Annotated in this window: 17 protein-coding genes; 4 read left to right on the top strand and 13 right to left on the bottom strand. The window is 61.0% G+C overall.

All coding sequences use genetic code 11. The annotated features are described in order from the left end of the window. Positions 1–11 precede the first annotated feature (11 nt). From FHT84_RS29680 to FHT84_RS29650, 7 genes are all read right to left on the bottom strand, one after another. Positions 12–1,310 carry an LLM class flavin-dependent oxidoreductase gene (locus tag FHT84_RS29680; RefSeq protein ID WP_112345153.1) on the bottom strand — a complete coding sequence of 433 codons (1,299 nt, stop codon included), beginning with the start codon at positions 1,308–1,310 and terminating at the stop codon, positions 12–14. Between the two features lie 32 nt (positions 1,311–1,342). Further along, entirely contained in the window at positions 1,343–2,683 is a 1,341-nt protein-coding gene (locus FHT84_RS29675) for an MmgE/PrpD family protein (RefSeq protein WP_183765610.1), read from the bottom strand. 2 nt (positions 2,684–2,685) lie between these two features. Continuing rightward, positions 2,686–3,474 (bottom strand): amino acid ABC transporter ATP-binding protein, encoded by a 789-nt coding sequence (locus FHT84_RS29670; RefSeq protein WP_183765607.1) that lies wholly within the window; start codon positions 3,472–3,474, stop codon positions 2,686–2,688. 10 nt (positions 3,475–3,484) lie between these two features. Further along, on the bottom strand, positions 3,485–4,258 hold the full coding sequence (locus FHT84_RS29665; protein WP_183765604.1) for an amino acid ABC transporter permease: 774 nt from the start codon (positions 4,256–4,258) through the stop codon (positions 3,485–3,487). Further along, positions 4,255–5,004 (bottom strand): amino acid ABC transporter permease, encoded by a 750-nt coding sequence (locus FHT84_RS29660; protein WP_112345157.1) that lies wholly within the window; start codon positions 5,002–5,004, stop codon positions 4,255–4,257. Before FHT84_RS29660 ends, FHT84_RS29665 begins: the two co-directional genes overlap by 4 nt. A 29-nt stretch (positions 5,005–5,033) precedes the next feature. After that, positions 5,034–5,870: a transporter substrate-binding domain-containing protein gene (locus tag FHT84_RS29655; RefSeq protein WP_183765601.1), complete on the bottom strand. Its 837-nt coding sequence runs from the start codon at positions 5,868–5,870 to the stop codon at positions 5,034–5,036. Between the two features lie 166 nt (positions 5,871–6,036). Next, positions 6,037–7,449, bottom strand: coding sequence for an XRE family transcriptional regulator (locus FHT84_RS29650; protein WP_183765598.1), 1,413 nt, complete (start codon positions 7,447–7,449; stop codon positions 6,037–6,039). A gap of 206 nt (positions 7,450–7,655) precedes the next feature. Between FHT84_RS29650 and aceA the strand changes: the two genes are divergently transcribed. After that, a complete protein-coding gene (gene aceA, locus FHT84_RS29645) occupies positions 7,656–8,945 on the top strand; it encodes an isocitrate lyase (protein WP_183765595.1) in 1,290 nt (429 codons plus the stop codon). A 26-nt stretch (positions 8,946–8,971) separates the two neighbouring features. Continuing rightward, positions 8,972–9,217: a hypothetical protein gene (locus FHT84_RS29640; RefSeq protein ID WP_112345161.1), complete on the top strand. Its 246-nt coding sequence runs from the start codon at positions 8,972–8,974 to the stop codon at positions 9,215–9,217. A 68-nt stretch (positions 9,218–9,285) separates the two neighbouring features. Here the strand turns inward: FHT84_RS29640 and FHT84_RS29635 are convergent, their stop codons facing one another. After that, entirely contained in the window at positions 9,286–10,248 is a 963-nt protein-coding gene (locus FHT84_RS29635) for an asparaginase (RefSeq protein ID WP_183765592.1), read from the bottom strand. Further along, positions 10,245–11,696, bottom strand: coding sequence for an amino acid permease (locus FHT84_RS29630; RefSeq protein WP_183765589.1), 1,452 nt, complete (start codon positions 11,694–11,696; stop codon positions 10,245–10,247). The genes FHT84_RS29635 and FHT84_RS29630 overlap by 4 nt, the downstream gene beginning before the upstream one ends. Positions 11,697–11,973: 277 nt before the next feature. Here FHT84_RS29630 and aspA point away from each other — a divergent pair, with 277 nt between their 5' ends. After that, positions 11,974–13,401, top strand: a complete 1,428-nt coding sequence (aspA, locus tag FHT84_RS29625; protein WP_183765586.1) for an aspartate ammonia-lyase — start codon at positions 11,974–11,976, stop codon at positions 13,399–13,401. Here the strand turns inward: aspA and FHT84_RS29620 are convergent. Then, positions 13,373–14,086, bottom strand: coding sequence for a FadR/GntR family transcriptional regulator (locus FHT84_RS29620; RefSeq protein WP_183765583.1), 714 nt, complete (start codon positions 14,084–14,086; stop codon positions 13,373–13,375). The genes aspA and FHT84_RS29620 overlap by 29 nt on opposite strands. A gap of 224 nt (positions 14,087–14,310) precedes the next feature. On the opposite strand from FHT84_RS29620, the gene FHT84_RS29615 reads away from it, so the two are divergent. Beyond that, a complete protein-coding gene (locus FHT84_RS29615) occupies positions 14,311–15,492 on the top strand; it encodes an MFS transporter (RefSeq protein WP_183765581.1) in 1,182 nt (393 codons plus the stop codon). 211 nt (positions 15,493–15,703) lie between these two features. Here FHT84_RS29615 and FHT84_RS29610 read toward each other — a convergent pair whose 3' ends face one another. From FHT84_RS29610 to FHT84_RS29600, 3 genes are all read right to left on the bottom strand, one after another. Then, positions 15,704–16,378 carry a hypothetical protein gene (locus FHT84_RS29610; protein ID WP_183765579.1) on the bottom strand — a complete coding sequence of 225 codons (675 nt, stop codon included), beginning with the start codon at positions 16,376–16,378 and terminating at the stop codon, positions 15,704–15,706. Positions 16,379–16,568: 190 nt separating this feature from the next. Next, positions 16,569–16,859, bottom strand: coding sequence for a hypothetical protein (locus FHT84_RS29605; protein WP_183765577.1), 291 nt, complete (start codon positions 16,857–16,859; stop codon positions 16,569–16,571). Then, the gene (locus tag FHT84_RS29600) at positions 16,856–25,789 is read right to left on the bottom strand and encodes a hemagglutinin repeat-containing protein (RefSeq protein ID WP_246698669.1); all 8,934 of its coding nucleotides are present in this window, start codon (positions 25,787–25,789) and stop codon (positions 16,856–16,858) included. Before FHT84_RS29600 ends, FHT84_RS29605 begins: the two co-directional genes overlap by 4 nt. Between the last annotated feature and the right edge of the window lie 83 nt (positions 25,790–25,872).

Raw genomic sequence — 25,872 nt, 5'->3', positions numbered from 1 at the left:
CTCGGCCTTCGTCAAGCCCAGGCCGGCCGCGCTATGCCCAAATGATCGCGCAGCGTCGTGCCCTCGTAATCCCGACGGAAGAGACCTCTCTCCTGCAGGATCGGCACGACATCGTTGGCAAAATCCTCAAGGCCGCCGGGGAAGAAGGGCGGCATGACGTTGAAACCGTCTGCGGCGCCGTTTTCAAACCATTGCTGCATGCGATCGGCGATTTCCTCGGCCGTTCCGAGCACGATGTGATGGCCGCGGCCGGCAGCGACGCGCAGGGCGAGCTCACGGATCGTCAGTTTTTCGCGACGGGCGAGTTCGGTCAGCAGCTCGGCGCGGCTGCGCAGCTGGTCGGAAATCGGCAGATCGGGCAGCGCGCCATCAAGATCATACCCTGCGAGGCTATGGCCGAGACGCTCTTCCAGAAGCGGCATGGCGCTCTTGATGTCGGTCCAGCGGTTCAAGACATCCAGCTTTTCGCGCGCCTCGGCAGCCGTTCTGCCGATGACGGGTAGGAAGCCAGGCATGACGGCGACATCGTCGGGGCTGCGCCCGAAGCCGGCGATCTTGCCCTTCAGGCTCCTGTAAAAGGCTTGCGCCTCGTCGAGGCTCTGCTGCGCAGTAAAGACGATATCGGCGGTGCGGGCGGCAAGATCCTGGCCCGGCCCGGATGAGCCGGCCTGGATGAGCACGGGGTGTCCCTGCGGTGAGCGCGGGATATTAAGGGGGCCCTTGACCGAATAATATTTGCCGTTGTGGTCGAGCACGCGCACCTTTGCGGGATCGGCATAGACGCCGCTCTCCTTATCCTTGGGGAAGGCATCGTCGGCCCAGCTGTCCCACAGGCCGCGCACCACATCGACGAACTCCTCCGCCACGGCATAGCGCTCGTCATGCTCCGGATGGCTTTTGGAGAAGTTGGCGGCCGTACGGGCATAGGAGGTGGTGACGATGTTCCAGGCCGCGCGGCCATGGCTCAGATGATCGATCGAGGCAAAGGCCCGGGCGAGATGATAGGGCTCGCCATAGGTGGTCGATGCCGTCGCGGCAAGGCCGATCTTCTCGGTCACCATTGCGAGCGAGGCAAGCAACGTCAGCGGCTCGAAACGGGCAATCATCGAGGGATGCGCATCGACACCGCTCGTCAGGCCGTCCGCCAGGAACAGCATGTCGAACTTCGCAGCCTCGGCGATCCGGGCGACACGGCGCAGCAAGTCGAAATTCTCGCTGCCGGCTTCCGCCTCAGGATGACGCCAGCCGGAGACGTGATGGCCGGCACCTTGCAGGAAAAGGCCGAGATGGATCTTGCGGGTCTTGCTCATGGGTGCATGCCTTGCGTTTCTTGGAAACTGGATCAGTTCAAACTGTTTGATAGAAGCTGGACGAGACGATGAAGGTCGTCCTCGCCGCGCATGGTTCTCACCAGATCGGGAACGGCCGACACGGCCGGATGGTTGCCGGTCGCGTCGCGGAATTTTTCCGTGGGATCGCTGAGGCCGGGCAAGCCCTTGAACTCGCGCGTCAGATGGCTTCCGTCCTTGAGCGTTACCTCGGCAATGACGAAACGCGTTTTCGGATCGTTCGAAAGGCGTGGCGCCGTCTCGTCATGACGGCGGCGAACGCGCCGGCCGATCGCCATCAGATCCTCCCTCACCGGCGTCTCGCCGAAATGGCCGATCTTCAGAGCACCGTCGACCAGGGCGGTTGCGAACACATATTCGGCGCTGAAGCGCGCATCGATACCGGTCGTCGGATCGGTCACGACCAGCGCTGCATCGCCTCCCGGCGGGAAGGTGATGATGACGGACTCGACCTGCTCTGCGTTCAATCCCTCTTCATGAAGCTGAAGACCGATCATCGCCACCGGATGGCTCGCCGTGCAGCACGGAAAAGCCTTGAGTGTCAGGCCGGGCGTCACGATCTGCCAAGGCGCGCCCCACCCCTCGATGGCTGCCCGCGGCCGCCCCTCGCCAAAGGCGAAGGCCGAATAGAAGCCGATCGGATTGTCGAGAAAATCCCTGGCGCCACCGAAGCCTGCCTTGGCGAGCTTGGCCGACAGCAGGCCTGAGCGCGCTGCCATGCCGGCATGATAAGGCTTGGCATCATGGCCGAACTGCAGGCGCAAACCGCTCGAATGCGTGGCAGCCAGCCCCAGTGCCGTGGCGGTCTCGGCAACCGAATAGCCAAGCACATGGGCGACGGCTGCGGCAACACCGATCGTGCCGAGCGTTGCCGTTGCGTGAAAGCCGTTCTCGTAGTGGCGCATGCCGAGCGAGAGACCGAAGCGTGCCATGGCTTCCAGCCCGACGATGTAGCCGGCAATCAGACGGTTCGCCGATATCGGTGTCTCCGATGCCAGCGCCAGCAGAGCGGGAACGATGACCGTCGTCGGGTGCCCGCGTACACTCGCATGCACGTCGTCATAGTCGAGCACATGGCCAGCATGGGCATTGACCAGGGCCGCGGTCAGCGCATCGGTGCGCCGCCCGTGCCCGATGATGACGGCGTTCCCCGGGCCTGCCGGCAGCTGTTCCAGCAGGATGCGTGTCGTGCGGCCGGCAGCACCACCGAAGGCGCAGGCCAGCCAATCGACGATCGCCGTGCGGGCTGCGGCAACGGCCGCCTCATCTCGCAGCGGATCGGCCGATGCGATGGCTTCGGCAAAGCCTGTCGTGAGCGGGAAGGCCTTTTCCATCGTCAAATTCCCTCACCATCCTCGAGCGAAGCCCGCGCACCGGCAAGGCCGTTGACGAAACGGCGGATGCGCGCATTTGTCGATGTCTGGAAGATAGCTTCGGGCGGCCCCTGGTCAACGATGCGGCCGTTTTCGGTGAAGACCACGACATCGCTGATCTCTTCGGCAAAGCGCATCTCATGCGTGACCAGAATGCTCGTCATACCTTCCTTGACGAGATCGCGAATGACGGCAAGCACCTCGCCGACGGTCTCCGGATCCAGCGCCGAGGTCACTTCGTCGAAAAGGACGAGATCCGGCCGCATCGCAAGCGCCCGGGCAATGGCCACGCGCTGCTGCTGGCCACCGGAAAGCTGTCCGGGATAGACGTTCGCCTTCTCGGACAGGCGTACCTGTGCCAGGAGATCCCGGGCGTGGCGTTCGGCATCGGCCTTGTTGACGCCGAGGATTCGTGTCGGGGCGATCGTGATATTGTCGAGCACGGTCAGGTGCGGAAAGAGATTATATTGCTGGAAGACGATGCCGATCTTCTGCCTGAGCTTGATGCGTTCGGCCTCGCTGCGCATCTGGTCGACGCGCACGCCATTGACCGCGATGCGGCCCGTCTGCGGCGCGACCAGCGCGTTGATGCAGCGCAGGATTGTCGACTTGCCGGATCCGGACGGACCGATGATCGAAACCGTCTGTCCGCGGGCGACTGTTAGGTCAATCCCCTTCAGGACCTCGGTCGGTCCATAGGCGAGATGCACATCGGCCAGTTCGACGATCGGATTGGTCTGAGCGTGGCTCATGCCGGCTCCTCTAGGCTTTCAGGCGGCGTTCAAGGCGCCGCGTCAGGCTGGAAATGGGATAGCAAAGCGCAAAGAACGCCGCCATGACGACGATATAGGCAAGGACGGTGAAATCCAGCCGGCGGACGGCCGTGCTGGCGTCGGTCGCCGCATGCAGCAGCTCATGCACGCCGACCAGGGAGGCAAGCGCCGTTCCCATGGTGATCGAGGCAAAGAGGTTCATCCAGGGCGGCAGCGAACGCCGCGCGCATTGCGGCAGGATGATCCAGCGCAACGCCTGAGACCGGGAGAAGCCGAGGCCCTTGGCCGCCTCCCACTGCGTGGTCGGGATCGACTGGATGGCACCACGCGTGATCTCGGCGACATAGGCGCTGGCAGGAATGGCAAGCCCGATCACGGCTTTCACCCAATCGGGAAACGGCAGGTAATGGCCGAAGACCACGATCTCGAAAGGAAAGATATAGGTCGTTGCAAAGATCAGCACCAGATGGGGCGCATTGCGGAAGATCTGGACATAAAGGCCGACTGGATAGCGTACGATCTTCAGCGGCGCCAGCTCCAGAATGCCAAGCAAGACACCGATCAGCGTCCCTCCAGCCATCGCAAGCAGGCTGATGAGGATGTTCATCAGGAAGCCGCTACCGAGATAGGGCAGCCATTCGATGAGCACATGCAGCAGCGACAGATCCGCCAGCAGCCAGATAACGGCGATCGCAACGAGCGCTCCAACCAGCCAGGGCAGCCAGTTGCTCGAAGGCGCCGATGACAGCTTTGCCACACTCATGCGCCCACTCCGAAGCCAGGCACGGCGAGGCGCTTTTCGATCCAATGCCCGATCTTGGCGAGGGCAAGATTGATGGCGCTGAAGAACAGCAGAATGACGATCATCAGTTCGACGACATTGTCGCGCTGCGTCCAGACCATGATCGAGGCATAGGTGATTTCGCTCACGGCAATCGCATTGCCGACGGTGGTCAGCTTGACCAGATTGATCATGTTGTTGACGATCGCCGGCAGCGACGCCCGGAAAGCGAGCGGTATCGCCACGAAGCGAAGGATCTGTAGGCGCGTGAAGCCGATGGCACGCGCCGCTTCCACCGTCTGTTCCGGCACGGCCTCGATACCGGCGCGAAGCGCATCGGCATGCAGTGCTGCAACATGCAGGCCGACCACGGCAACCACCCAGAAGAACGGTGTCAAAGGATTGTTCTGCGCGCCACCCAGCCCATTGGAGACGAGTGTGTTCAACACGAGGAAGCTGAACATCAGCTGCACGAGTGTCGGCGTATTGCGGGTCACTTCAATGAAAGCTCTGACCGGCGCGGCCAGAGCCTTGTTCCCCGAGGTCAACATGGCCGCAAACAGCAGGCCGAACAACAGGCTGACCGGAATGAGGAGCACGATGAGATAAAGCGTGGTGATGAAACCACCACGCCAGATCTGCGCCTCATAACCGCTGGCCAGGAATTCATAGTGAAGCCCGAGCCTGCCGGTCCAGTCTATGAAGGTCTGAAGAAGCGAACTTCCCATGCAAACCGCTCCTCAAGCGACCGGTCAGGTCACTTGCCCTCGAACTTCTTATGCTCTTCCTCAAGATAGGTCGTGTTGAGCAGGCGGTTTGCCTTGGCATAGTCCAGAAGCTTGCCGTTGGCATGCAGTTCCTGGATGGCCTTGTCGAGTGCGGCGCGCGTATCGCTTTCGCCCTTGCGCAGCCAGATCACCGAATCCGAGGGAACGAGTTCGGTCGGAAACAGGATCTTGTAGTCCTTCCATTCCTCCGGCCGATCCTGAAGCAGCAGGCCGACCGTCGCCCCGACATGGACGGCCGCAACGCAATTGCCGCCCTGCAGCGCCAGCAGCGATTCCGGCTGGCTCGGCAGCCCCTTCACTTCTGCGCCATATTGCTCCATCAGCGGCTGCGTATAGTTCGACCCTTGAGAAACGCAGACAGACTTACCCTTGAGGTCGCTCCAGTCGTTGAGGCCGCTATCCTTGCGGCCGACGGCAGCGCCGCCGCTGCGGTCATAGGGCGTCGGCACATAATCGAGGATCTTGGCGCGCTCTTCCGTGTACTGCATGTTGGCGATCAGAATATCGACCTTACCCTGCTGCAGGAACTGCACACGGTTCGGCGGCGTCACGGTCACCGTTTCCAGCTTGACGCCGAGCTTTTCGGCAAGCGCCTTGGCAATGTCGATGTTATAGCCCTTCTGTTCCTGGCTTGCCGGATCGATATAGCCGAAAGGCGCGCCGGAGAGGATGACGCCGACGGTCAACGCGCCACGACCCTTGATGCGATCGAGCGTCGCATCGGCATGTGCAATCGTGGTGAACAGCGCGCCGCAGGAAAGCGCAGCGGCAAAAATGGCGGCAGATGTTCGCTTGGCAAAATTCATGGATCTGGGACTCCTTATCTGCGCGGAACGTAGAGAGGGCACGCGCAGCGCGCGAGGAATGAGATCCTATTTATCGGGATATCGGCGCAACAATTATCCATATAAACGATAGATTTGAATATATCTAATTTGCCGTTCCCTGTGCGCAACGGCAAATTCAATGCGTTTACTGGAAGTCGAATACACTCAGACCCGTCGCCATTTCGTCAAGACCGAGCGGGCGCGTCACCGGCGGCTCTGCTCTCGCCAGACAGCCCTGACGTTCGCACAGACGACAGGCCGGACCGATCGCGACGGGCATCGAGCCAAGCGCCTTGCCGTAGATCACCTCGTCGCGATGGGCGATATCGCAGCCGATGAGGAGCGCGGTGCGGCGCGTCCTTTCTCCGAAGTCGGCCCGCGGCCCCTCGACCGTCCGCGATATGGTGAGAAATCCGCCGCCATCCGGCATCTGCGTGTCGTCCACCAATATCTGCCCGGGCTGGCCAAAGGCGGCATGGACATTGAGCTTGGGACAGCCACCGCCGAAGCGCGCCTGCGGAAAGCCTTGGGCGCCGGCCTTGCGCAGGCGATGGCCGGCACTATCGACCTCCATCAGGAAAAACGGGATAGCCGATGCCGCCGGGCGCTGCAGGCTGGTGAGCCGCGTCGCGGCCTGCTCGTAGGACACACCGAAGCGAGCACCAAGGCCATCGATATCATAATGCAGACGCTGCGCTGCCGAAAGATAGGCGCCGTAGGGCATCAGCAGGGCGTGGGAGGCGTAGCGCGCCAGCTCGAAGCGGCCAATACGCTTGGCTTCCGGCGTCGAGAGCGCAAGCGCCTCCAGTTCGGCGGCAATCTCCTCGCGCATGACCAACAGCGAGACCTCGGTCGCAATCTCGCGAAGCTGATCGAAGGGCGACAATCGCTCGGACAGGAAAAGCCGCATGGAATGCCGGTCGTAGCGTCGGCGCAGACCGGGCATGGCATGCACCGGCAGCAGGCGCACGGCAATGCCATGTTCGCTCTTCAACCACGCCTTCAATCCGCCTGCCACATCGTCACCGGACGAGAGGCGCTCATGGAATGTCTCTGCGGCATCTTCGATGCGGGCGAAAAAATTCGGCCGCGCTTGCAGACGGTCGTGAACCTCATCCAGCGGCAGGCGCGGACCGGCGACATCGGCAACCCGTCCCTCGCGGGACAGAAGCTCGGCAAGATCGGACAGCCTTGCGGCCTGCTCGCGATAGGCGCGATAAAGCCGGATCATGCCGTTTGCCGCATTCGGCGCGGCTTCGGCGAGCTCGATCAGCTCCTGGTCGCCCGGAATTTCACCCGCAAGCAGCGGGTCGGCAAAGACTTCGCGCAGCTGCCCTGCACTGCCGGCCTCTCCGCCCTGCAATTCGTCGAGATCGACCTTGTAGACCGCCGAGAGCTTCAACAGCAGCTGCACGGTCAGCGGCCGCTGATTGCGCTCGATGAGATTGAGGTAGGACGGCGAGATATCGAGAGCCTGCGCCATCGTCGTCTGTGTCAGGCCGAGGCCCATTCGGACGCGACGAACCCTGGGGCCAGCGAAGATCTTGCGTTCAACCATATGTCAAACCCTTTACAAACCTTCCTTCAGTGGAATTTTACATGATTTACAATTTTACTGGCAAGCGATGTCAACGATAGCACATCATAACCTTTTTAACTACTGAGATTTTCTGGTTTTCCTAGCTCTGCGAGCACCACTATTGTAAAAATAGTCATGCAATCGAGATCGATCGGAGGATCGAGAGAAGGTATCGGGAGAATAGCATGACAGATTTTTACAAACTGGTTCCAAGCGCACCTGCCGAGCGTTTCGATGGCATCGAACGCCCCTATCAGGCCGCTGATGTAGAGCGGCTGCGTGGATCGATCACCATCCGCCATTCACTCGCCGAAATGGGCGCGAACCGTCTGTGGCAGCTCATTCACGAGGAAGATTTCGTCAATGCGCTCGGCGCGCTCTCGGGCAATCAGGCCATGCAGATGGTTCGCGCCGGCCTGAAGGCGATCTATCTCTCCGGATGGCAGGTCGCAGCCGACGCCAATACGGCGTCTGCCATGTATCCGGATCAGTCGCTTTATCCCGCCAATGCCGGTCCGGAGCTGGCGAAACGCATCAACCGCACGCTGCAAAGGGCCGACCAGATCGAGACGGCCGAAGGCAAAGGGCTTTCCGTCGACACCTGGTTCGCACCGATCGTTGCCGATGCCGAAGCGGGCTTCGGAGGTCCGCTGAACGCCTTCGAGATCATGAAAGCCTATATCGAGGCGGGTGCCGCAGGCGTCCACTTCGAGGACCAGCTGGCATCGGAGAAGAAATGCGGCCATCTCGGCGGCAAGGTTCTTATTCCGACGGCGGCCCATATCCGCAATCTCAACGCGGCACGGCTTGCCGCCGACGTCATGGGTGTGCCGACCCTCGTCGTCGCTCGCACCGATGCCGAGGCCGCCAAGCTTCTGACATCCGATATCGACGAACGCGACCGGCCCTTCGTCGATTACGACGCCGGCCGCACGGTCGAAGGCTTCTATCAGGTCAAGAACGGCATCGCGCCCTGCATCGCCCGCGCCGTCGCCTATGCACCGCATTGCGATCTGATCTGGTGCGAGACGTCAAAGCCGGATCTCGAGCAGGCGCGTAAATTTGCCGAGGGCGTGCATCGGGTCCATCCCGGCAAGCTGCTCGCCTATAATTGCTCGCCATCCTTCAACTGGAAGAAGAACCTGGACGACGCGACGATCGCCAAATTCCAGCGCGAGCTGGGTGCGATGGGCTACAAGTTTCAGTTCATCACGCTTGCCGGCTTCCACCAGCTGAATTTCGGCATGTTCGAGCTCGCCCGCGGCTACAAGGCTCGCCAGATGGCCGCCTATTCCGAACTGCAGCAGGCGGAGTTCGCCGCGGAAGCCAATGGCTACACCGCCACCAAGCATCAGCGCGAAGTGGGCACAGGCTATTTCGATGCCGTTTCGCTGGCGATCACCGGCGGACAGTCATCCACCACGGCCATGCACGGATCGACCGAGCACGCCCAGTTCAAGCCGGCAGCAGAGTGATATCAAGATCATAGAAGGAGAATGACATGGCATCGATAGCACGTGTTCGCGAGAGAGCCGAGGAACAATCTCTCACCATGAATGCAGATCAGCAGGCAGTCATCCGCATGTTGGCGAACGAGCTGCATCGCCTCAATCAGGCCGTCATGAATGCGGTCGAGGCCGGTGTTTCCGTCGAGCTCGTCCGCTCGGCCCGCCACCATGGCGGCAACGGCAACTGGGGCGATCTATTGATCCCCGTCGTCGTCGCCAATGCCGCGCACCAGGCCTGACGATCATACTTCCAGCCAGACTTCGGGCCGCTGTCATCCGCCAGTCGGCCCGTTCTCATGGCTGGCGATCAGAGCGTCGCGTCGTCTGCAAAGTCGGCAAAAGCCTGCCTGATAAGCTCGGCCCTGGCGCGGGAGGCAACGAGGGCCGCCAGCAGAATTCTCGCCTGCCCCGGCCGCAACGTCGGGGAATGAACAGCACCGGCCTCGGCGAGATCGTGCCCGCCGCCGCCGCCGCCATAGCTTGAGACCAGCAACCCATCAGGCACCCTGCTGGAGACCACGACGGGCACCCCGACATCGGCACAACGCCTGACGGCTTCAACCAGACGCGGATTGGCATTACCCGAGCCGAGTGCCGCAAGAACGATGCCGTGTGCGCCGGCCCGGAGACTCGCATCCACATGCACGGAATCACACCCGGGATAGATTGCCACCACATCGACGCGCACACTGTCGAGCGCTGCCGCAAGGCGCATGCTTGGTGGATTTTCGCGTGGCCGCGATTGCCGGAAAGCGTCGGCGACATCCGACGAATATTTATAAAGCCCCCAAGCCGGCAGCAGGCGGCCGCCGAAACAGACGAGCACACCGCGTCCGGCACTGACCGGATCGGTAGCGGCGGCAACGGCAGCGGCAAGGTTCGCAGGGCCATCGGCGTTCGGATGATCCGCCGTAAATTGCGCACCCGTGAACACGACCGGCTTATTCAGGCCGTGCTGCAGATGGACGAGCAGCGCCGTCTCTTCCATCGCGTCCGTACCATGCAGAACGACGATGCCGTTGATGACATCATCCGCAAGCAATTCGCCGACCTTGTCGCTGATCTCCTGCATGTCGGCAAGCGTCAGGCTCGCCGAATCCTTCGCCATCAGCTCGATGGGCCTGAGATCGACGGGCATGTCAGGCAAAAGTGCCAGCAGGCTTTCCCCCGTCAAAGATGGCGAGCTGGCGCCGTTGTCGGCACGCTCGCTTGCGATGGTACCGCCGGTGGCAACCACGGCCACCAGCGGATTGATCCTTCCTGCCGTCACGACCGGCCTCGCTCGACCGCCAGCCTATGGATGCGGTCGCGCAGCAGATACCAGCCGACGACCAGGGCCGGTGCAATCAGGACGAGCGAGGCGATCGTCCAGGTGCCGACAGGATAGTCGAGCGCCATCAGCACCAGCACAGCAAAGAGGAAGACGAGCGTCAGGATACCGGTATAGGGCGCGCCGAACATGCGGAAATCCGGGCGGGCCATCTCGCCGCGCTTCGACAGCTTCCAGAGTTTCAATTGGCACAGCACGATGACGCCCCAGGCGGAGATGATGCCGAGCGCCGAGAGATTGAGCGCAATCTCGAAGGCGGCCGACGGCACGACGGCGTTCAGCGCCACGCCGATGACGGTCACCACTGCCGTCACCGCTATGCCGCCATAGGGCACGCCGGCCTTGTTCATCTTGGCAAGCGCGGCCGGCGCCGAGCCCGAAACCGCCATCGAATGCAGGATGCGGCCGGTGGAATAAAGGCCGGCATTGAGCGAGGACAGCACGGCCGTCAGCACGACGAGGTTCATGATGACATCGGCGCCCTGGATGCCGATCGTCCCGAAGAAGGTGACGAAGGGGCTCTCGCCAGCCTTATAGGCCGTATAGGGCAGCAGCAGCGACAGAAGCAGCACCGAGCCGACATAGAAGATCAGCAGGCGCGCAACCACCGTGCGGATCGCGCCCGGCATGACCTTGCGCGGATCTTCGGTCTCGCCGGCCGTCGTGCCGATGAGTTCGATCGACGCATAGGCAAAGACCACGCCCTGAATAATGACGAAGGCGGGCAGGATGCCATTCGGAAAGAAGCCGCCGCTGTCGCTGATGATGCTGAAACCAGCCGTATGGCCGGCAATCGGCGTGCCCGAGACGACGAAATAGATGCCGATGACGAGGAAGCTGGCCAGTGCCAGAACCTTGACCAGGCTGAACCAGAATTCGAGCTCGCCGAAGACCTTCACCGACAGCAGGTTCATGACCAGCACGACCATCAGGGCAATCAGCGCGAAGACCCACTGATCGATGCCGGCAAGCCATGGAACATAATGCTTGAAGAAATTCATGTAGAGAGCGACGGCCGTCACATCGGCAACCGAGGTCATCGCCCAGTTCAGCCAGTACATCCAGCCGACGGCGAAGGCCATCTTCTCGCCGTAGAACTCGCGGGCATAGGAAACGAAGGAGCCGGAACTCGGACGGTGCATGATCAATTCGCCGAGTGCGCGTAGCACCAGAAAGGCAAAGAAGCCGCAGAGCGCATAGACGAAGATCAGCGCCGGACCGGCTGCGGCAAGCCGCCCACCGGCACCAAGGAAGAGACCGGTGCCGATCGCGCCGCCAATGGCGATCATCTGGATCTGGCGCGGCTTCAAGGCCTTGTGGTAGCCAAGATCTTCATTGGCTGGCGGCTGACGATCCGTCGGCACATTCTGGATGGTTTCGACTGACATTGCTCCTCCCTTGAGCCGTTTGTCCGTGGACGGGTCCGGGGTGCTCGTTTGCACCCGACAGGATGCCCTTTCGCTTCACTCAAGCCGTCGATCGAAACTGATGATCGCCGGTCATGCTGTAATGCTGTATGACAGATTTTTCCTCTTAGACATAGAAATTGCCTAAGGTCAACCCGGCACCAGGCTTATTGACGCGGTTCGGCACAATCGATAACAAGTTTCAAATCTGTCATACAGCTTGACAGATATAGCTTGATTTCGACCATAGGAGGATAATGTGGTCAAGACGCGAAGCGAATATGACCTGCTGGGCGAAAAGGATATTCCGGCGGATGTCTATTGGGGGGTGCACACTGCAAGAGCGGTCGAGAACTTCCAGGTCACGGGCACGCCGATCGGGCGCTACACGCACCTCATCCGCGGCCTTGCCTTCGTCAAGGAAGCGGCGGCCCTTGCCAATCACGAGCTTGGCCTGCTCAGCAAGGAGAGGCTCGATGCCATCGTGCGCGCTTGCCGCGAAATCCGTGCAGGCGAGCTTCACGACCAATTCGTCGTCGATGTCATCCAGGGAGGTGCCGGCACCTCGACCAACATGAACGCCAACGAAGTCATCGCCAATCGCGCGCTCGAACTGCTCGGCCATGCCAAGGGCGACTATGGCCATCTTCATCCGAACGATCACGTCAATCTCAGCCAGTCCACCAACGATGCCTATCCGACCGCCGTCAACGTCGCTGTCATCGAAGCCATCGATGGTCTGGCTGCGGCAATGGAAGCGTTGCAGGATGCCTTCGAGCGCAAGGCCAAGGAATTCGACAGCATTTTGAAGGTCGGCCGCACGCAGCTGCAGGACGCCGTGCCTATGACGCTCGGACAGGAGTTCAGGACCTTCGCCGTCATGCTCGGTGAAGACAGAGCCCGCCTGCTCGAATCGGCAACCCTCCTGCATGAGGTCAATCTCGGCGCCACGGCCATCGGCACCGGCCTCAATGCGCCCGCCGGCTACGCAACCCTTGCCTGCACTCATCTCGCCCGGCTGACGGGCCGCCCGCTCGTGACTGCCAGCGACCTCATCGAGGCGACACAGGATCCCGGCGCCTTCGTCCATCTCTCCGGCGTACTGAAGCGCGTTGCGGTCAAGCTGTCGAAGACCTGCAACGACCTGCGCCTGCTGTCCTCCGGGCCGCGTGCCGGCATCGGCGAGATCACGCTACCGGCCATGCAAGCCGGTTCCAGTATCATGCCCGGCAAGGTCAATCCGGTAATCCCGGAAATGGTCAACCAGGTGGCCTTCTCCGTTATCGGCAACGACATCACTGTCACTATGGCGGCGGAAGCAGGCCAACTGCAGCTCAATGCCTTCGAACCGATTATGGTACGTGCGCTGTCGGAGAGCATCATGCATCTGACCGCCGCCTGCCATATCCTTGCCGAGCGCTGTGTCGACGGCATTACCGCCAATCCGGCTCTCATGGCACAACGCCTGCAGGAATCGATCGGCCTTGCCACCGCGCTGAACCCGCTGATCGGCTATCAGGCAGCGACCAAGGTTGCCCGCGAGGCCCTGGCGACAGGACGCACCGTGCCGGAAATCGTGCTGGATCATGGATATCTGACCGCAGAAGAGCTCTTCGAGGCGCTGCGGCCGGAGCGGCTCGCCAATCTGCCGGCCGCCGTCAACGGTGCGGCTGATCCTCGCCGATGATCGTGGTCACCACGCGCTTGACCTGACCGAGATGGGCCTCCATCGCAGCGATAGCCCCCTCTTCCGATCCCGCCGCAATCGCCTCGACGATGCGGCGGTGCTCGACATTCGAGGCCACGCGGCGCTGCGCCATCATGTTGACGAGCTCCGATTGCCGCATCAGCGCATCGCGGGCGTCGGAAACGATCTTGGAAAAGACTGCATTTCCGGAGGATTCGGCCACCATCGAGTGGAATTCCGAATCCAGATTGACCCACTTCAGGGGCTCTTCTTCCCGGTCCATCTCATTACAAAGTTCAAGCAGCCGTGCCAGCTGCTGCCCTGTGCGCCGCAGCGCCGCCCAGCCGGCGGCCGGAACCTCGATGAAGGGGCGCGCCTCGATCAGATCGCGCGCGGAATAGCCGCCGTAGCGCAGCTCCGGGCCGGGCGTAGATGTCAGGACATAGGTGCCGCTGCCGGTGCGGGTCTGGGTAAGGCCGAGCGTCTGCAGCGAGCGGAGCGCTTCGCGGACGATGGGACGGCTGACGCCATAGCGGGCGGCAAGCTGCGCCTCGGCGGGCAGCCGTGTCCCGACCGCCAACCGTCCCGATGTAATTGCCGAACGAATATCCTCAAACACTGCTTCGGCAGCGTTTTTCCGACTGATCGGACTTGTATAAGATAACCAATCAGCCACCTCACTCATGGCGACAAGCCTTTACAAACATTGTCGGTTTGTCAAGGATCGAACCCTGAGATGGCGGATGTCGGCGGCCGAAAACTGCTCGGGAAAACGTATTTTGCGGAATGAATGCAACCGGTTCAAGCGCCTCGTTCCCTTGCACCCGCCCTCGCCGACGATATCTCACACTTGATGTGCTCTCGGCGGTGATTTAAAGAAATCCTTATGCCTTTATATGGGAGCTGGATTTGCCCTTACCCCTCTTCGCTTTGTTTCTGGCTGCGTTTGCATTCGGCACGACCGAGTTCGTCATCGCAGGCATTCTCCCGGATGTGGCTCAAGGGCTGGATGTCTCGATCCCGTTTGCCGGCTCTCTGGTTTCCGGCTACGCATTGGGTATTGCAATCGGCGGCCCACTCCTGACCATGGCAACCCGGCAGGTCTCGCGTCGGACCATTCTGATCGCCCTTACAATCGCCTTCTGCCTGGGGCAGATCGCCTGCGCGCTCGCACCTGACTTCGCCACCATGCTCCTTTTCCGCGTTGCGACCGCCGTCGCGCATGGCGCCTATTTCGGGATCGCCATGGTGGTTGCCGTCGGCCTTGTCCCGCAGGCGTTCCGAGGACGTGCCGTGGCGGTCATCCTTGCAGGCCTGACGGTTTCGAACATTATCGGCGTCCCCGTCGGTGCAGCGATCGGCGGGCTTTGGGGATGGCGGACGACTTTTTGGGCCATGACTTCGGTCGGCGTGCTCGCATTGGCCGCGATCTGGGCCTTGATCCCATCAACGAAAGCCGAACTCCAGCCATCCGGCCATTTGAGCCGCGAAGTGCGCGTTCTTGGCCGCCAGCAGGTCTGGACGTCCCTTATCATCATGCTCGCCCTCATGATCGGGCAAATGGTGCCGTTCACCTACATAACGCCTCTTTTGCGGGAGGTGACCGGCCTCGATGCCATGCTGATTCCATGGGTACTCCTGCTCAATGGCGTCGGCGCGACATTGGGCGTCTTGTTGGGCGGTCGGCTCTCGGACTGGAAGCTGATGCCGTCGCTGATCGTCATGCTCGCCATTCAGGCCGCGATATTGGTCGTCCTTTACCTCGTCAGCCCCTATCCCTTGCTGATGACCGTGACGATCTTCATTTGGGGTGCGCTTAATTTCGCGATCGGTGCTCCGGTTCAGGCCCGCATTCTAATGTGGACGGCCGATGCGCCGAGCCTCGCCTCATCGCTCATCCCATCGGGGTTCAACATCGGCATCGCGATCGCAGCAAGCATCGGTGCCGCTCTGCTCGAGGGTGGATTTGGTTATCGCAGCCTGCCGGTGCTGGGTGCCATCGCACTTGCCTTGGCCTGCGGGGTTGCCATCCTTTCGGCAGCGCACGAAAAGCGCATCGGTGCTCTCCCCCCACATGCGGCTCTCTCGTGATTTTGCACGGCAGGCGGATCTGACGAAATGCCGCCGAACCGGTGACCGCCCGTCGCGTGCTTTGGAGGCAGATCGGCTCTGCGAGTGAGCAGTAAGGCCGCTGTTTCGAGAGACTGCTCCCGGCAAGGAAAATAATCTCTCTTCCAACCCTTCGACCGCCGCGGCCGCCAAAAAGGGTGGCCGCTGGCAATCGCCAGATTGACTGCTACCCTCACGGACCGAATTTCGTGAAACTTATCGAAGGATAGACTTCCGGCATGGCGCTCTTCATAAGGTCACGTTCGGCAGGCGTGGCTTCCGACCCCACCACACGTGGGTCGCTGCGCGTTCCTTCAAGCCGGATATATCCGGCGTCAACAATCTTCCCCTCGCCAATCGTGATGGCACCATCACCCCCAAACGGGCGGACATAGCTGAATGTTCTGCCGAAAAGTCCATCCTGGTCACCTCCCGCCTCGATGGTGACATTTCCATAGCTGCAATTTGCGTAGGTTATGACATAGCGACCAGGGGCGACGGGCACGAACCATCGTGCATATTTTTGCGCAGTCGCGGAGAACAACTGGCCGAGCACCAGTTTGTTTGGGTTTTGCAAGCGATACGCAACCGCGGAACCGATAGATACAGGCGGCTCCGTCTCGTCTGGCTTTCCTGCATTGACCCTGCGCAGAGTGATGTAACCGCTGCAATCCACATCACCCAACAGCGGCGAATCCACCATTCGAACAAGAAGGAGCGAGCCCTTCTTGTTCTTATTTGCCAAAATCTGGGCCGACCCTTCATGTTGCTGGGCAGCGACCTTGGCTGGGTCTGGAGTCCCGGCGCAACCGGCCAAGAGAACGGCCAGCAGGCCGAATCCGACCGCAGCGAAGAATTTTGCGTTCATTCTGAAATCCTAGAGGAAAGTGAAAACATGTAGCTGCGGAAGCCGAAATCTCAACAATTCGAACAGATTCTAATACTGTCAGCCAATGCTTAGCATTATGCGCAGCAGTTCATTTGAATAGAAATGAAATTCTATCTTCATTATTCGCCCCTCATATGAATAATACGCCGTTATATTCTTATGTGTAACACTAAAGCTTGGCAATAACGATATAACGCGCCCCTAATTCTTCCTGAAGCTGTTGAGCTAAAGTTGCCCCCTCTTCGCGGAACTCGATGCGCTCCCGTTCACTTCCGAAGCCTGAACTCAAGGGATCATCAATATTAAGCGTTGCATCAAACGTCTTAGCCCATGCCATTAGCCTTTGCCGAAGTGAAAAAGAGATAGGCAAATCTTTGGGATCGATGTTTCCCACAGCTCCAGGAGAGGCTTCCCAGAGAGGAAAGCATTGATAGTCGGCCATAACCTTAATGGTTCTCATTTACCGCTCCCTGCGGGGTTGGCACCCACAATAAAACCATTGTTACCAACGGTCACCGCTATTCGTTGAGGCTGTCCATTGATTGTTGTTTGATAAATTGGTCGCCCCGTACCGCTGCCTTGATAGCCAACGATATTTCCTTCAGTAACTGCCTGCATTACCACGCTGGGGATCTGCGATCGCGAAACTCCAATATTGGCGAAGTCCGTGGCATGAGCTTCTATTATGTGCTGTAAACCAGCATTCGAGGTGCCCGTCTCCAGAAAGACGATCTGCCCGTTAGGAGCTCTGCCTGTAGCAACTACATTTTCGCGCGTGAATTTCACACCATTTGCAGCCAACGCATCAAGGTCTGTTTGGCTAAACGCGTTTCCTTGGGTGACAGACGCCCGCTGTACAGCAGCAAGATCATTGTAGATTGCGCCATTCGGTCCGGCAATGACGATATTCCCCTTGTTGTCCGTGACACGAACAAACCCTTCAGGCAGTCCACCGACATCGCCAGCGGCCGACAAGTTAGACAAAGGCTTATAGCCTGACGGCAAGGTGATCTGCCGCCCGTCCGAGGTGAAGATGACCCGAGGTTGGGCTGCCGCTTCGTCAAGCGTCAGAACATTGCGATTGATGAGGCTACGCTCCGCACTGGTGAGCGAACTTGCTGGCTTGGCTAGGCTATATATTTCCTTGCCAGCGCCGGCGACGCCAACGAAGACAGCACCGACATCGATGAGATTCTGAACCGTCAGCGCATCCTCGGCTGACATGCCCCCCGCGTTCAGCAACTGAACCAGACCGGGATCGCTGACCATGCCGGTCACTGCCTGCTCCGTGTCACCAACCACATGGCTGCCAGCGGAGGTGACAATAAGGACTGCGCCAACCCTAGCCAGCACACTTCCACCACCCGCAAGTCCGCCTGTGACGCCGCCCGCGAGACCGAGGCCATCGATCATCAACTTAATCGTGCCCGCATCCTTATTCTGCTGCAGCACGTCCTGAAGCGTGTTTATTCGCGCTTGCTCCGGAGTGACTGTGCCGTTGAGCACACCGGCATAATTCTTGGCCAAGAGACCATCGACGCTGGTGTCGCCATAGCCGACATCATAGTAGAATGGACTACTTGGGCTTGTATCATTGACAAGAGCATCCAGTCCTCCTCCGGGATAGTTCAGCGCTTGACTGACGATTGCCCTCTTGGCTGCCTCGAAGTCTCGCAGATCATTGAGCATACGCTTGCATGCGTCGGATGCGACACCGCCACTGCATTCTTTGATCAACGCTGCAGTTTGTTCCTGGGATAATTTAACAAGGTCGCTGATCTGATTCTTCAGTGCTTGCTTATCTTGATCGCTACAGCCGCTGAACAGCGCCTGACAATCTGCAAGCTCCTGCGCCAACTTAGTGGCTTTGTCCATTTGATCATGGGTCAAATAGTTGTTCTTGTAGCTTGCAGCCCCATAGGAGGCACCTTCACCACCACCGATTGCTCCCGCGAGACCACTAAGGCTAGAACCGATAGCTGCTGCAAGCGTCCGCTTGTCCTGATCGGACAAGGTGCTGTCCTTCAGCATGCCCTTGACCAGATCGGCAATGGCTGGTGTCAGCAGCGCAGAGGTCGCTGCGCCTGCAGCTCCCTTGAGCGCACCCTCCCAACCATTGACGCCGCCGAGAATGCCGGCGCCGATCGTGTGCAACAGCACGCGGCCGGCTCCGCCTTCTTTCCAGTAGTCCATTCCAGCCTGGTCGCGGCCCTCCGCAGCCTGGCGGTAGAACTCACTGGCAATATCGCCCACCAGCCCCGCCATTGTCGCTTGCGCCGCCTGTAAATCCGCCTGCGTCTTATACTGCTGGCGCAGGATGTTCTGCAGGTCGGGCAGTCCCGGCAGCGAGGTATTGGTGTTGTCGGTATCGCGGCGGATCGTGCCGATGTCCTGCACCTGGTGCGCGGGATCGGTGATCGTGATGCCGATATTGCCGCCGATGGCCGAATAGGCCTTGCCGGTCTCCTTCTCGCCGGCCTTGACGGGCGGAGCGATGGTGAGCCCGCTGGTGCCGATCCCGCCGCCATAGGTTTCGGCCCTCCAGGTCGAATGCGTATCGATATCGGCAACCGTCAGGGTGCCGGTGGAGAAGGAGTTCTTGTCCGCCGTCGCCTGGCTGGTAATCAGGCCACCGACAAGCGACGTCTGACCTTTGACATCGATGTCGAGGCCGCCGGTGCCTGCATGGATGCCCGATTGTTCGGAGACGAGCACCGCATCGCCCATGGCCTTCTGCACGGTGCCGGAGACGCCGGTGTTACCAAAGCCGATCTGGCCGGAGACATTGAACTGATCGGCCTTGGCCTTCTGCGTATCCAGCTGGCTTTCGATCGTCAGGTTCTTGACGTCGATCGCAACCGAATTGCCGGCGACCGTCGCCCCCTTCAGCGCGAGATCGTTGGTGACGATGGTGACATCGCCGGTGCCGTTCACATGCGTGTTCGTGTGGCTGGTGCCGGAGGTTTCCGAACCACCCTTGCCGTAGGAGGCGTTGACCCCCACGCCGGTCTCCTGGCAGCCGCCCTTGCTGGTGCAACCAAAGTTGACGCCGACGCCCACGCTCCAGGATTTGTTCGAGCTGGTCGAATCCGACGTGCCGGTGGCGGCGTTGAGGTTGATGTCGCCATTCGCCGCCGACAGAAAGATGTCGCCGGTCAGCGGGTCGCCGGAAACCGTGGGGATGCCGTTCTTGTCGTAGCCTGCCAGGATCTGCGCACCATCACTGGTGATGGAGCCTTTCTCGGCCTCCATGGTGATGGAGCGCCCCGCACGAATATCCGTCACGACCGGGGTCGAGGACGACGAGGACCAGCTGTTTTCCTGATGGCTGACGCCGGCATTGATGCCGATGCTGAAGGATAGACCGGTTCCAATCTTCGGATCCGTGCTGGTAAGCCCCTCATAGGCGCCCTTCAGCCCCTTGTAGCCCTCGTAGAAACCGAGGCCGGCAATGGCCGTGTTGGTCACCGCATTGACGCCGCCGCTGTCGGAAAGACGCTCGGCCGAGTTCATGATGCTTTGAGCCGCCTTGCCGACCTGGCTCGTCACCGAGATGGTCACACCGGCAAAGGTCTTCTCATGCACCTCCTCGTAATTGGTGACGTCGTTGGCCGAGAGCAGATTGATGTCCTTGCCGGCGAAGAGATTGACGTCGCGTTCGGCCGAAGCGCTGGTCGCCTGCAGGTTGACGTTGTTGCCTGCCGAGATGTTGAGATCGCGGCCCGCCGCCAATGTCGATACCGCATTGGTATCGGACTGCTGCGCCTTGCTGTCCTTGGTCGACTGCGCGCCAATCCCGATCGAGAAGCCGCCATTGCCGGCGGAAAGCGCTAAGCCGAAGCCGGACTTCTTCTGCTGCTCGGACTGTGACGAGCTTTCGGCGCCCGGGGTCACATTGACGTCTCGGGCCGCCGACAGGTTGATGTCGCGGTCGGCGCTAACCGACGAGCCCATGATATTGAGATCGGTCGTCCTTGCCGTCAGATTGACGTCCTGACCGGCCGACAATGTAGAGCCGATGTTATCCGTGGAAGATTGCTGGCCCTGCTTTTCGTTCTTTCCGTAGAGCGAGATGAAGCCGCCGCCGGAGCCGACGAAGAGGCCGGAATCCTTGCGCTTGCTGTCGGACTGGTGGTTTTCCTGCGCGCCGATGATCGAGACGCTTTCGCCGGAGACGTTCAGCGAGCCATCGGCATTGACCTTCGAGCCAACAATCACCGCCGCCTTGCCGGCATCCAGATTGACATCGCCCGAGGCTGAAAGCTGTGACCCGATGGTCGTCTCGTTATAGCCGTCATAGCTCGAGCTGCCGCTGCGCAGGAAACCCTTGCGGCGGGCAGCGTCATGCTCGGTCTCGGTGTCCTTACCGGCAGTGACGATCAGATTGCCGCCGGTCTGGACATTGAGATCAGCGACATGCGTATCGTCGCCAGCCGTCACCTTCGAGGCGGAGACCGTGGTGTCGCCGCCGGAAATGATCGTCACGCCGTCCTTGCCGGAGAGTGACGAGCCAGCCGCCGTCGTGGTCTCGAGATGACCGGAGGCATTCTCCTTCGTCGAACCGAAGAAACCGCTCTTCTTGCTGGAACTCTTGACATCGAGGGTTGCACTGTCGGTCGCTTCAGCGATGGTGACGTTCTTACCGGCCTGCAAGCCAAGCTTTCCGTCGGCATCCATCGTCGAACCGATGACGTTGATGCCATTGTTCGACTTGGCGACGAGATCGCCGCCCGCCGTAATCGTCGAGCCATTATGCGTCAGCTCGGACGAGGAATTTTTGCCGAACGTCGAGTTCGACTGGCTCTGAGACGTGGTGACATTGATGTCGCCGTTCGAGGTCAGGCCGACATTACCCTTGGCCATCAGATCGGAACCAGAGATCAGGATACCCGTGTTGGCATTGACCTGAAGGTTGCCGCCGGCCGAGAGCTGCGAAGCCTGCTGATCGGTACTGGTCGTCTTGGTGTAGCCATCGTCCGTCTTGCGGGAGAGATCGGTCGAGACGATGTTGACCGCGCCATCCGTGGCCTTGACCTTGAGATCAGCACCGGCCTTGGCGGAGGAACCGATGATGTTGACGTCATTATTGCCGACGATGGTAAGATTGCCGCCAGCGGTGACACGGGCGCCCGTCGCATTCTGCTGGCTACCATTATCAACCTTGACAGCAGCAAGGTTGACATTGGTGCCGGAAAGCTGGGCATTGCCGCCTGCGGCGATCTTGGTGCCCTGCGAGCTCAGCGTACCGCCCGCGGCGATCTGCAGATTGCCGCCAGCCGACACGCCGGCATTGGTGTTGACGACATTCTGGCCGCCGATGGTCATCGTCTGGGCGGCAAGCGTAATGCCATTGGTGGCATTGAGGTTCATGTTGCCGCCGGCGAGGAAAGTGCCGCCATTGGCCTTGATCTCGGTCGCATTGATGGTCATGCCATCCGCTGCGGCAATCGCACCGGAATTGTTGACGGAGCCGGCATCGATGCTGACGCTGTTGCCGGCAATGACGGCGCCGCCTGCATTGACTTTCGCCTTATCAGCGGCCGAGAGATAGACGACCGGCACCAGCACCTGGGCGCCGTCGACGATCTGCGTCTGATAGATCACCATCGACTGGGTCAGCGATGCGGCCTGCTCCGGCGTCAGTGCTTGCCCGAGAGCAAGCCCGTTCGCCTCGGCATAAGCGACGCCGTTGTCGAGCAGCGTCTTCATCTGGTCAGTGGCATTGTTGCCGGGGATGAAGGATCCCGCGCCAAGGCCATCGCCCACCAGCTGCCGCATCTGTTCGTCTACCAGCTGATTGTCGAAATAGGCGTCGCCGAGGAAGGGAACCTTGGTCTCCGGCGTATAGCCAACTCGGCCGATGAAATAACTCGAGCCGTAGAACTTCGACACGTCGAGGAAGGCCGCCCGTGTCTCGAATAGGAAGATCTGGCCCGGCACGGTGCCGCCGACACCGCCCGATTGCGGCTTGGCAAGCGAGGCGAGTTCCGCGCCATTGACCTGCAGCACCTGGGCAAGGCTGCCGCTGCTGCCGAGAGCAGCGGTGAGCTTGCCCATCAGGCTGTTCGGACTGATCGCAGCGCCGCCGGTCGTCAGGCTGCCGGAGCTGATCGAAGGGCCGCTGGCGAGCGTCACACCATTGCCGCTCACCGAAGCGCCGATGGCTGCCGTCAGGCCGCTGCCGTTGGCCGTCGGGCCGCCGGCGATCGTCGTGCTGACGGCTGCCAACGACGGGCCACTACCGACGCTCGCGCCGCCATTTGAGGCGAAACTGCCTAGCGCGGCATTGACGTTGAACAAGGCGCCGCCGGCCGTCATGCCATTCAGGGCCGACAGGGGATCGCTCGATGTCGAAGGCGCACTGACGGCCGCGCCGCCACTTGTCGAACCGAGCGACGTATTGTTGACCGTACCGAAATTGAGGCTCAGGGCGTGGGCCGCCTTAAGCGTGCCAGCCGCGCCGCCGATAACCTGCGATCCCGAGACGATCGACGTGCCGTTGGCGATATTGCGGGAAGGATCGGCCGTGCCATCGGCGTTGTAGGCCGAGCAGGCGCTCTGCGCGCTACAGGTCAGCATCGTGGTGCGATTGAGGACGACGCCTTCGTTGGAGAGCGTCGATCCGTTGAGCGTCGCATCACCGCCGGCCTCGATCCGGCTGTAGGAATTGGTGAGGTTGGTGGCATCAACCGTGAGATTGCCGCCGGCGCGGATCACCGCCTCGGGGCTGAGCGCACTGGTGAAGCGGTCTTCATAAACCGACTGCGATATGTTGGACGTGGGGTCCCAGGTGTAGGTCGTGCTCGTATCCGAACCGTTGCGCACGACCTCATCGACGATAAAATAACGCGAGGGATTGTTGGGATCGAGGATGGGATTGCCGTTGGCATCCTTGGGAACGCGGGCCTTGATCCAGTCGAAGATCGGCCGAACTTCCGTCGGACCGCTGCCGCTGACCCAGGTCCAGGCGTGATAGGAGGTGCCATCGGCAAGGGTTGCGACCGAATACAGCAGCGGCTGGTAGTCAGAAAACTGCCCCGGATCGACCCCCGCATAAAGCTGGAACATATTCTGGTCGGTCGATTCCAGATAGGCAAAGGGTTGGCCCGCGACCGCTGGATTGAGCACGAAGGTACCGACAACCGCACCGGAGGAGACCAGCTGACCCGTCACCCAGGTCGGCGTCGTCGATCGCCTGTTGATGAGATTGCTGGTGAGTATCGACATGTCACCACCGGACTGAATGAGACCGGACACATTGGTGACTGCCGCATTGCGCTGACCGGCGGTCGTCCCCTGGATGGTCAACCCGCCATCGGAAACGATAGCGCCCTGGTCATTGGTCAATGTGCCGCCGACGAGGAGGTTGGCGTTGTTGCCGGCAAACACGAGGCCCGAGGGGCTGTTGTAGAAGTCGCCAGCGACGTTGAAGGTCAGATTGTTGCCGGCGGCAAGCTGACCGGTATTGCCGAGCGACGGCAGGTTGAGCGTCAGGTCATGCGCGGCAAGCAGCGATGTGTTGGCGGTGGTGACGAGGCCCGCGGCAGAGATGGCGATGTCGCCGGAACCGCCGGCGACGCGATCACCGTTGCCGGTGACGCTGGAGGTGACGGTGCTGACCTCGGCATTGGACAGATCCGCATTGCCCGACAGATTGAGTGACAGGCCGCCGAAGACGAGATTGCTGCCGGACAGATTGGCGGAAGAGCCGTTGACAATCAGCGTACCGCCGCCGGCAATCCTGCTACCCCTGCTGCCGGAGAGATCGACGGCACCGGTATTGAGCGTCAGATTGCTGCCGACGCGGGTGGTGTTGGTATAGGCGATGGCCCCGGGCGCCGTGAGCGTGGCGCTGCCAAGGCTCTGCAGGCTGTTGTAACCGATGTTCTGCGTTGCCGTGGCGGCAAGATTGCCGCCCGAAAGCAGGGAATTGGCGCTGATACTGCCGCTCGAGGCTGAGAGCGTCATCGCGCCGGTACGCTGCAGCATCAGGCTGCCGCCGGCCGTGGCACGGGTGGCGGCGAAATCGACGCCGGAGACCAGCGTGTCGATCGTCATCGATCGGGCGGACAGATTGGCGTTGCGGCTGGCAAGCGACTGGCCGGTGAGCGTGATCGAATTCCCCGCGGTGATCGTCAGATCGCCGTGGGAGACGGCATTCGCGCTGACATTGTTCGCCGCGTTGGCCGTGATGCTGCCGGCAGCAAGGAGGCTGTTGAAAGAGATGTCGCCTGCCGTGGCTAGGAGCGTGAGATTGCCGGTCGGACCAAGAATGACATTCCCGGCGCCCGATTGGTCCATCGCCGCAAAATCGACACCGGCCGCGATGACGTTGCCGCTGACGGCAGATCCGGTGATCGAGACGTTGCTGGCGCCCAGGAGCTGACCGTTGATCCTGATTGCGCCAGGACTGGTGGTCGAACCGATTGCGACGACGCCATGGCCCGTGATGTTGCCGCCCGTAAAGGCGCTTGCCGCCACATCGAGATTGCCGGCGACGATCAACGTATTGGCGGTGGTGCTTGCCGCATTGATGGTCAGATCGCCGCTTGCTCCGAGGGCGATGGCGCCGTTTGATGAGCGCGCGGTGGCGGCAAAATCGACGCCCGTGACGGCCTGATTGATCTGGACGGATGAACCGGAGAGCAAGACATCGCCGGCACCGAGGAGCTGACCGGTCACCTTGACATTGCTGCTGGCGGCAAGGGTAATGTCGCCATGGCCGGTCACGGCATTGGTCGCGATGGTGGCCGCCTGCGCGTCGATATTGCCGGCCGATAGCATGGTCTGCGCGGTGATGCCCGCAGAAGCGGTAAGATTCATATCGCCGGCAGTTCCGAGCACTATACCGCCGCCGGCGGCATTGGTGGCGGCAAAGTCGATGCCGGAGATCAGGATCGGGGCGCTGATACTGCCGCCATCGATCGTGAGATCGCCTGCGGCCAAAATCTGGTTGCTGACATCGACATCGCCTACGACGTCAACCTTCCCATGACTGGTGATACTGGCGGCGATGAGGTCTGTCGCCCTTGCCGTGACATCGTCGGCCGACAGGATGGTTCCAGCCGTGATGTTGCCGGAGGCGGTCAAGCTGGTCTTGCCGGACTGCGCCAGCACGATGCTGCCGCCGGCGGCGTTGGTGGCGGAAAAGTCGATGCCGGAGATCAAGGTCGGTGCGCTGATGCTGCCGCCATTGATCGTGAGATCGCCTGCCGCCAGGATCTGGCTGCTCACATCGACATTGCCGACCATGCCGATATTGCCGTGGCTTGTGACACTGCCCGCCTGGAGATTGGCCGCCTTTGCCGTGATGTCGCCGGCCGAGAGGATCGTGCCGGCCGTTGCATTGCCGGAGACGGTGAGGTCCGTCGTACCGGTCCCTCCGAGCATGATGCTGCCGCCGTTCGCTGCGGTTGCCGCAAAATCAACGCCGGAGACCAGAAGTCCGGCGTTGAGGCTGGCGCCATCGATCG

Origin of the sequence: Rhizobium sp. BK289 (assembly GCF_014193575.1) — a bacterium.
GTDB classification, from domain to species: Bacteria; Pseudomonadota; Alphaproteobacteria; order Rhizobiales; family Rhizobiaceae; genus Rhizobium; species Rhizobium tropici_C.
This window is presented reverse-complemented; position numbering and strand designations above follow the sequence as displayed.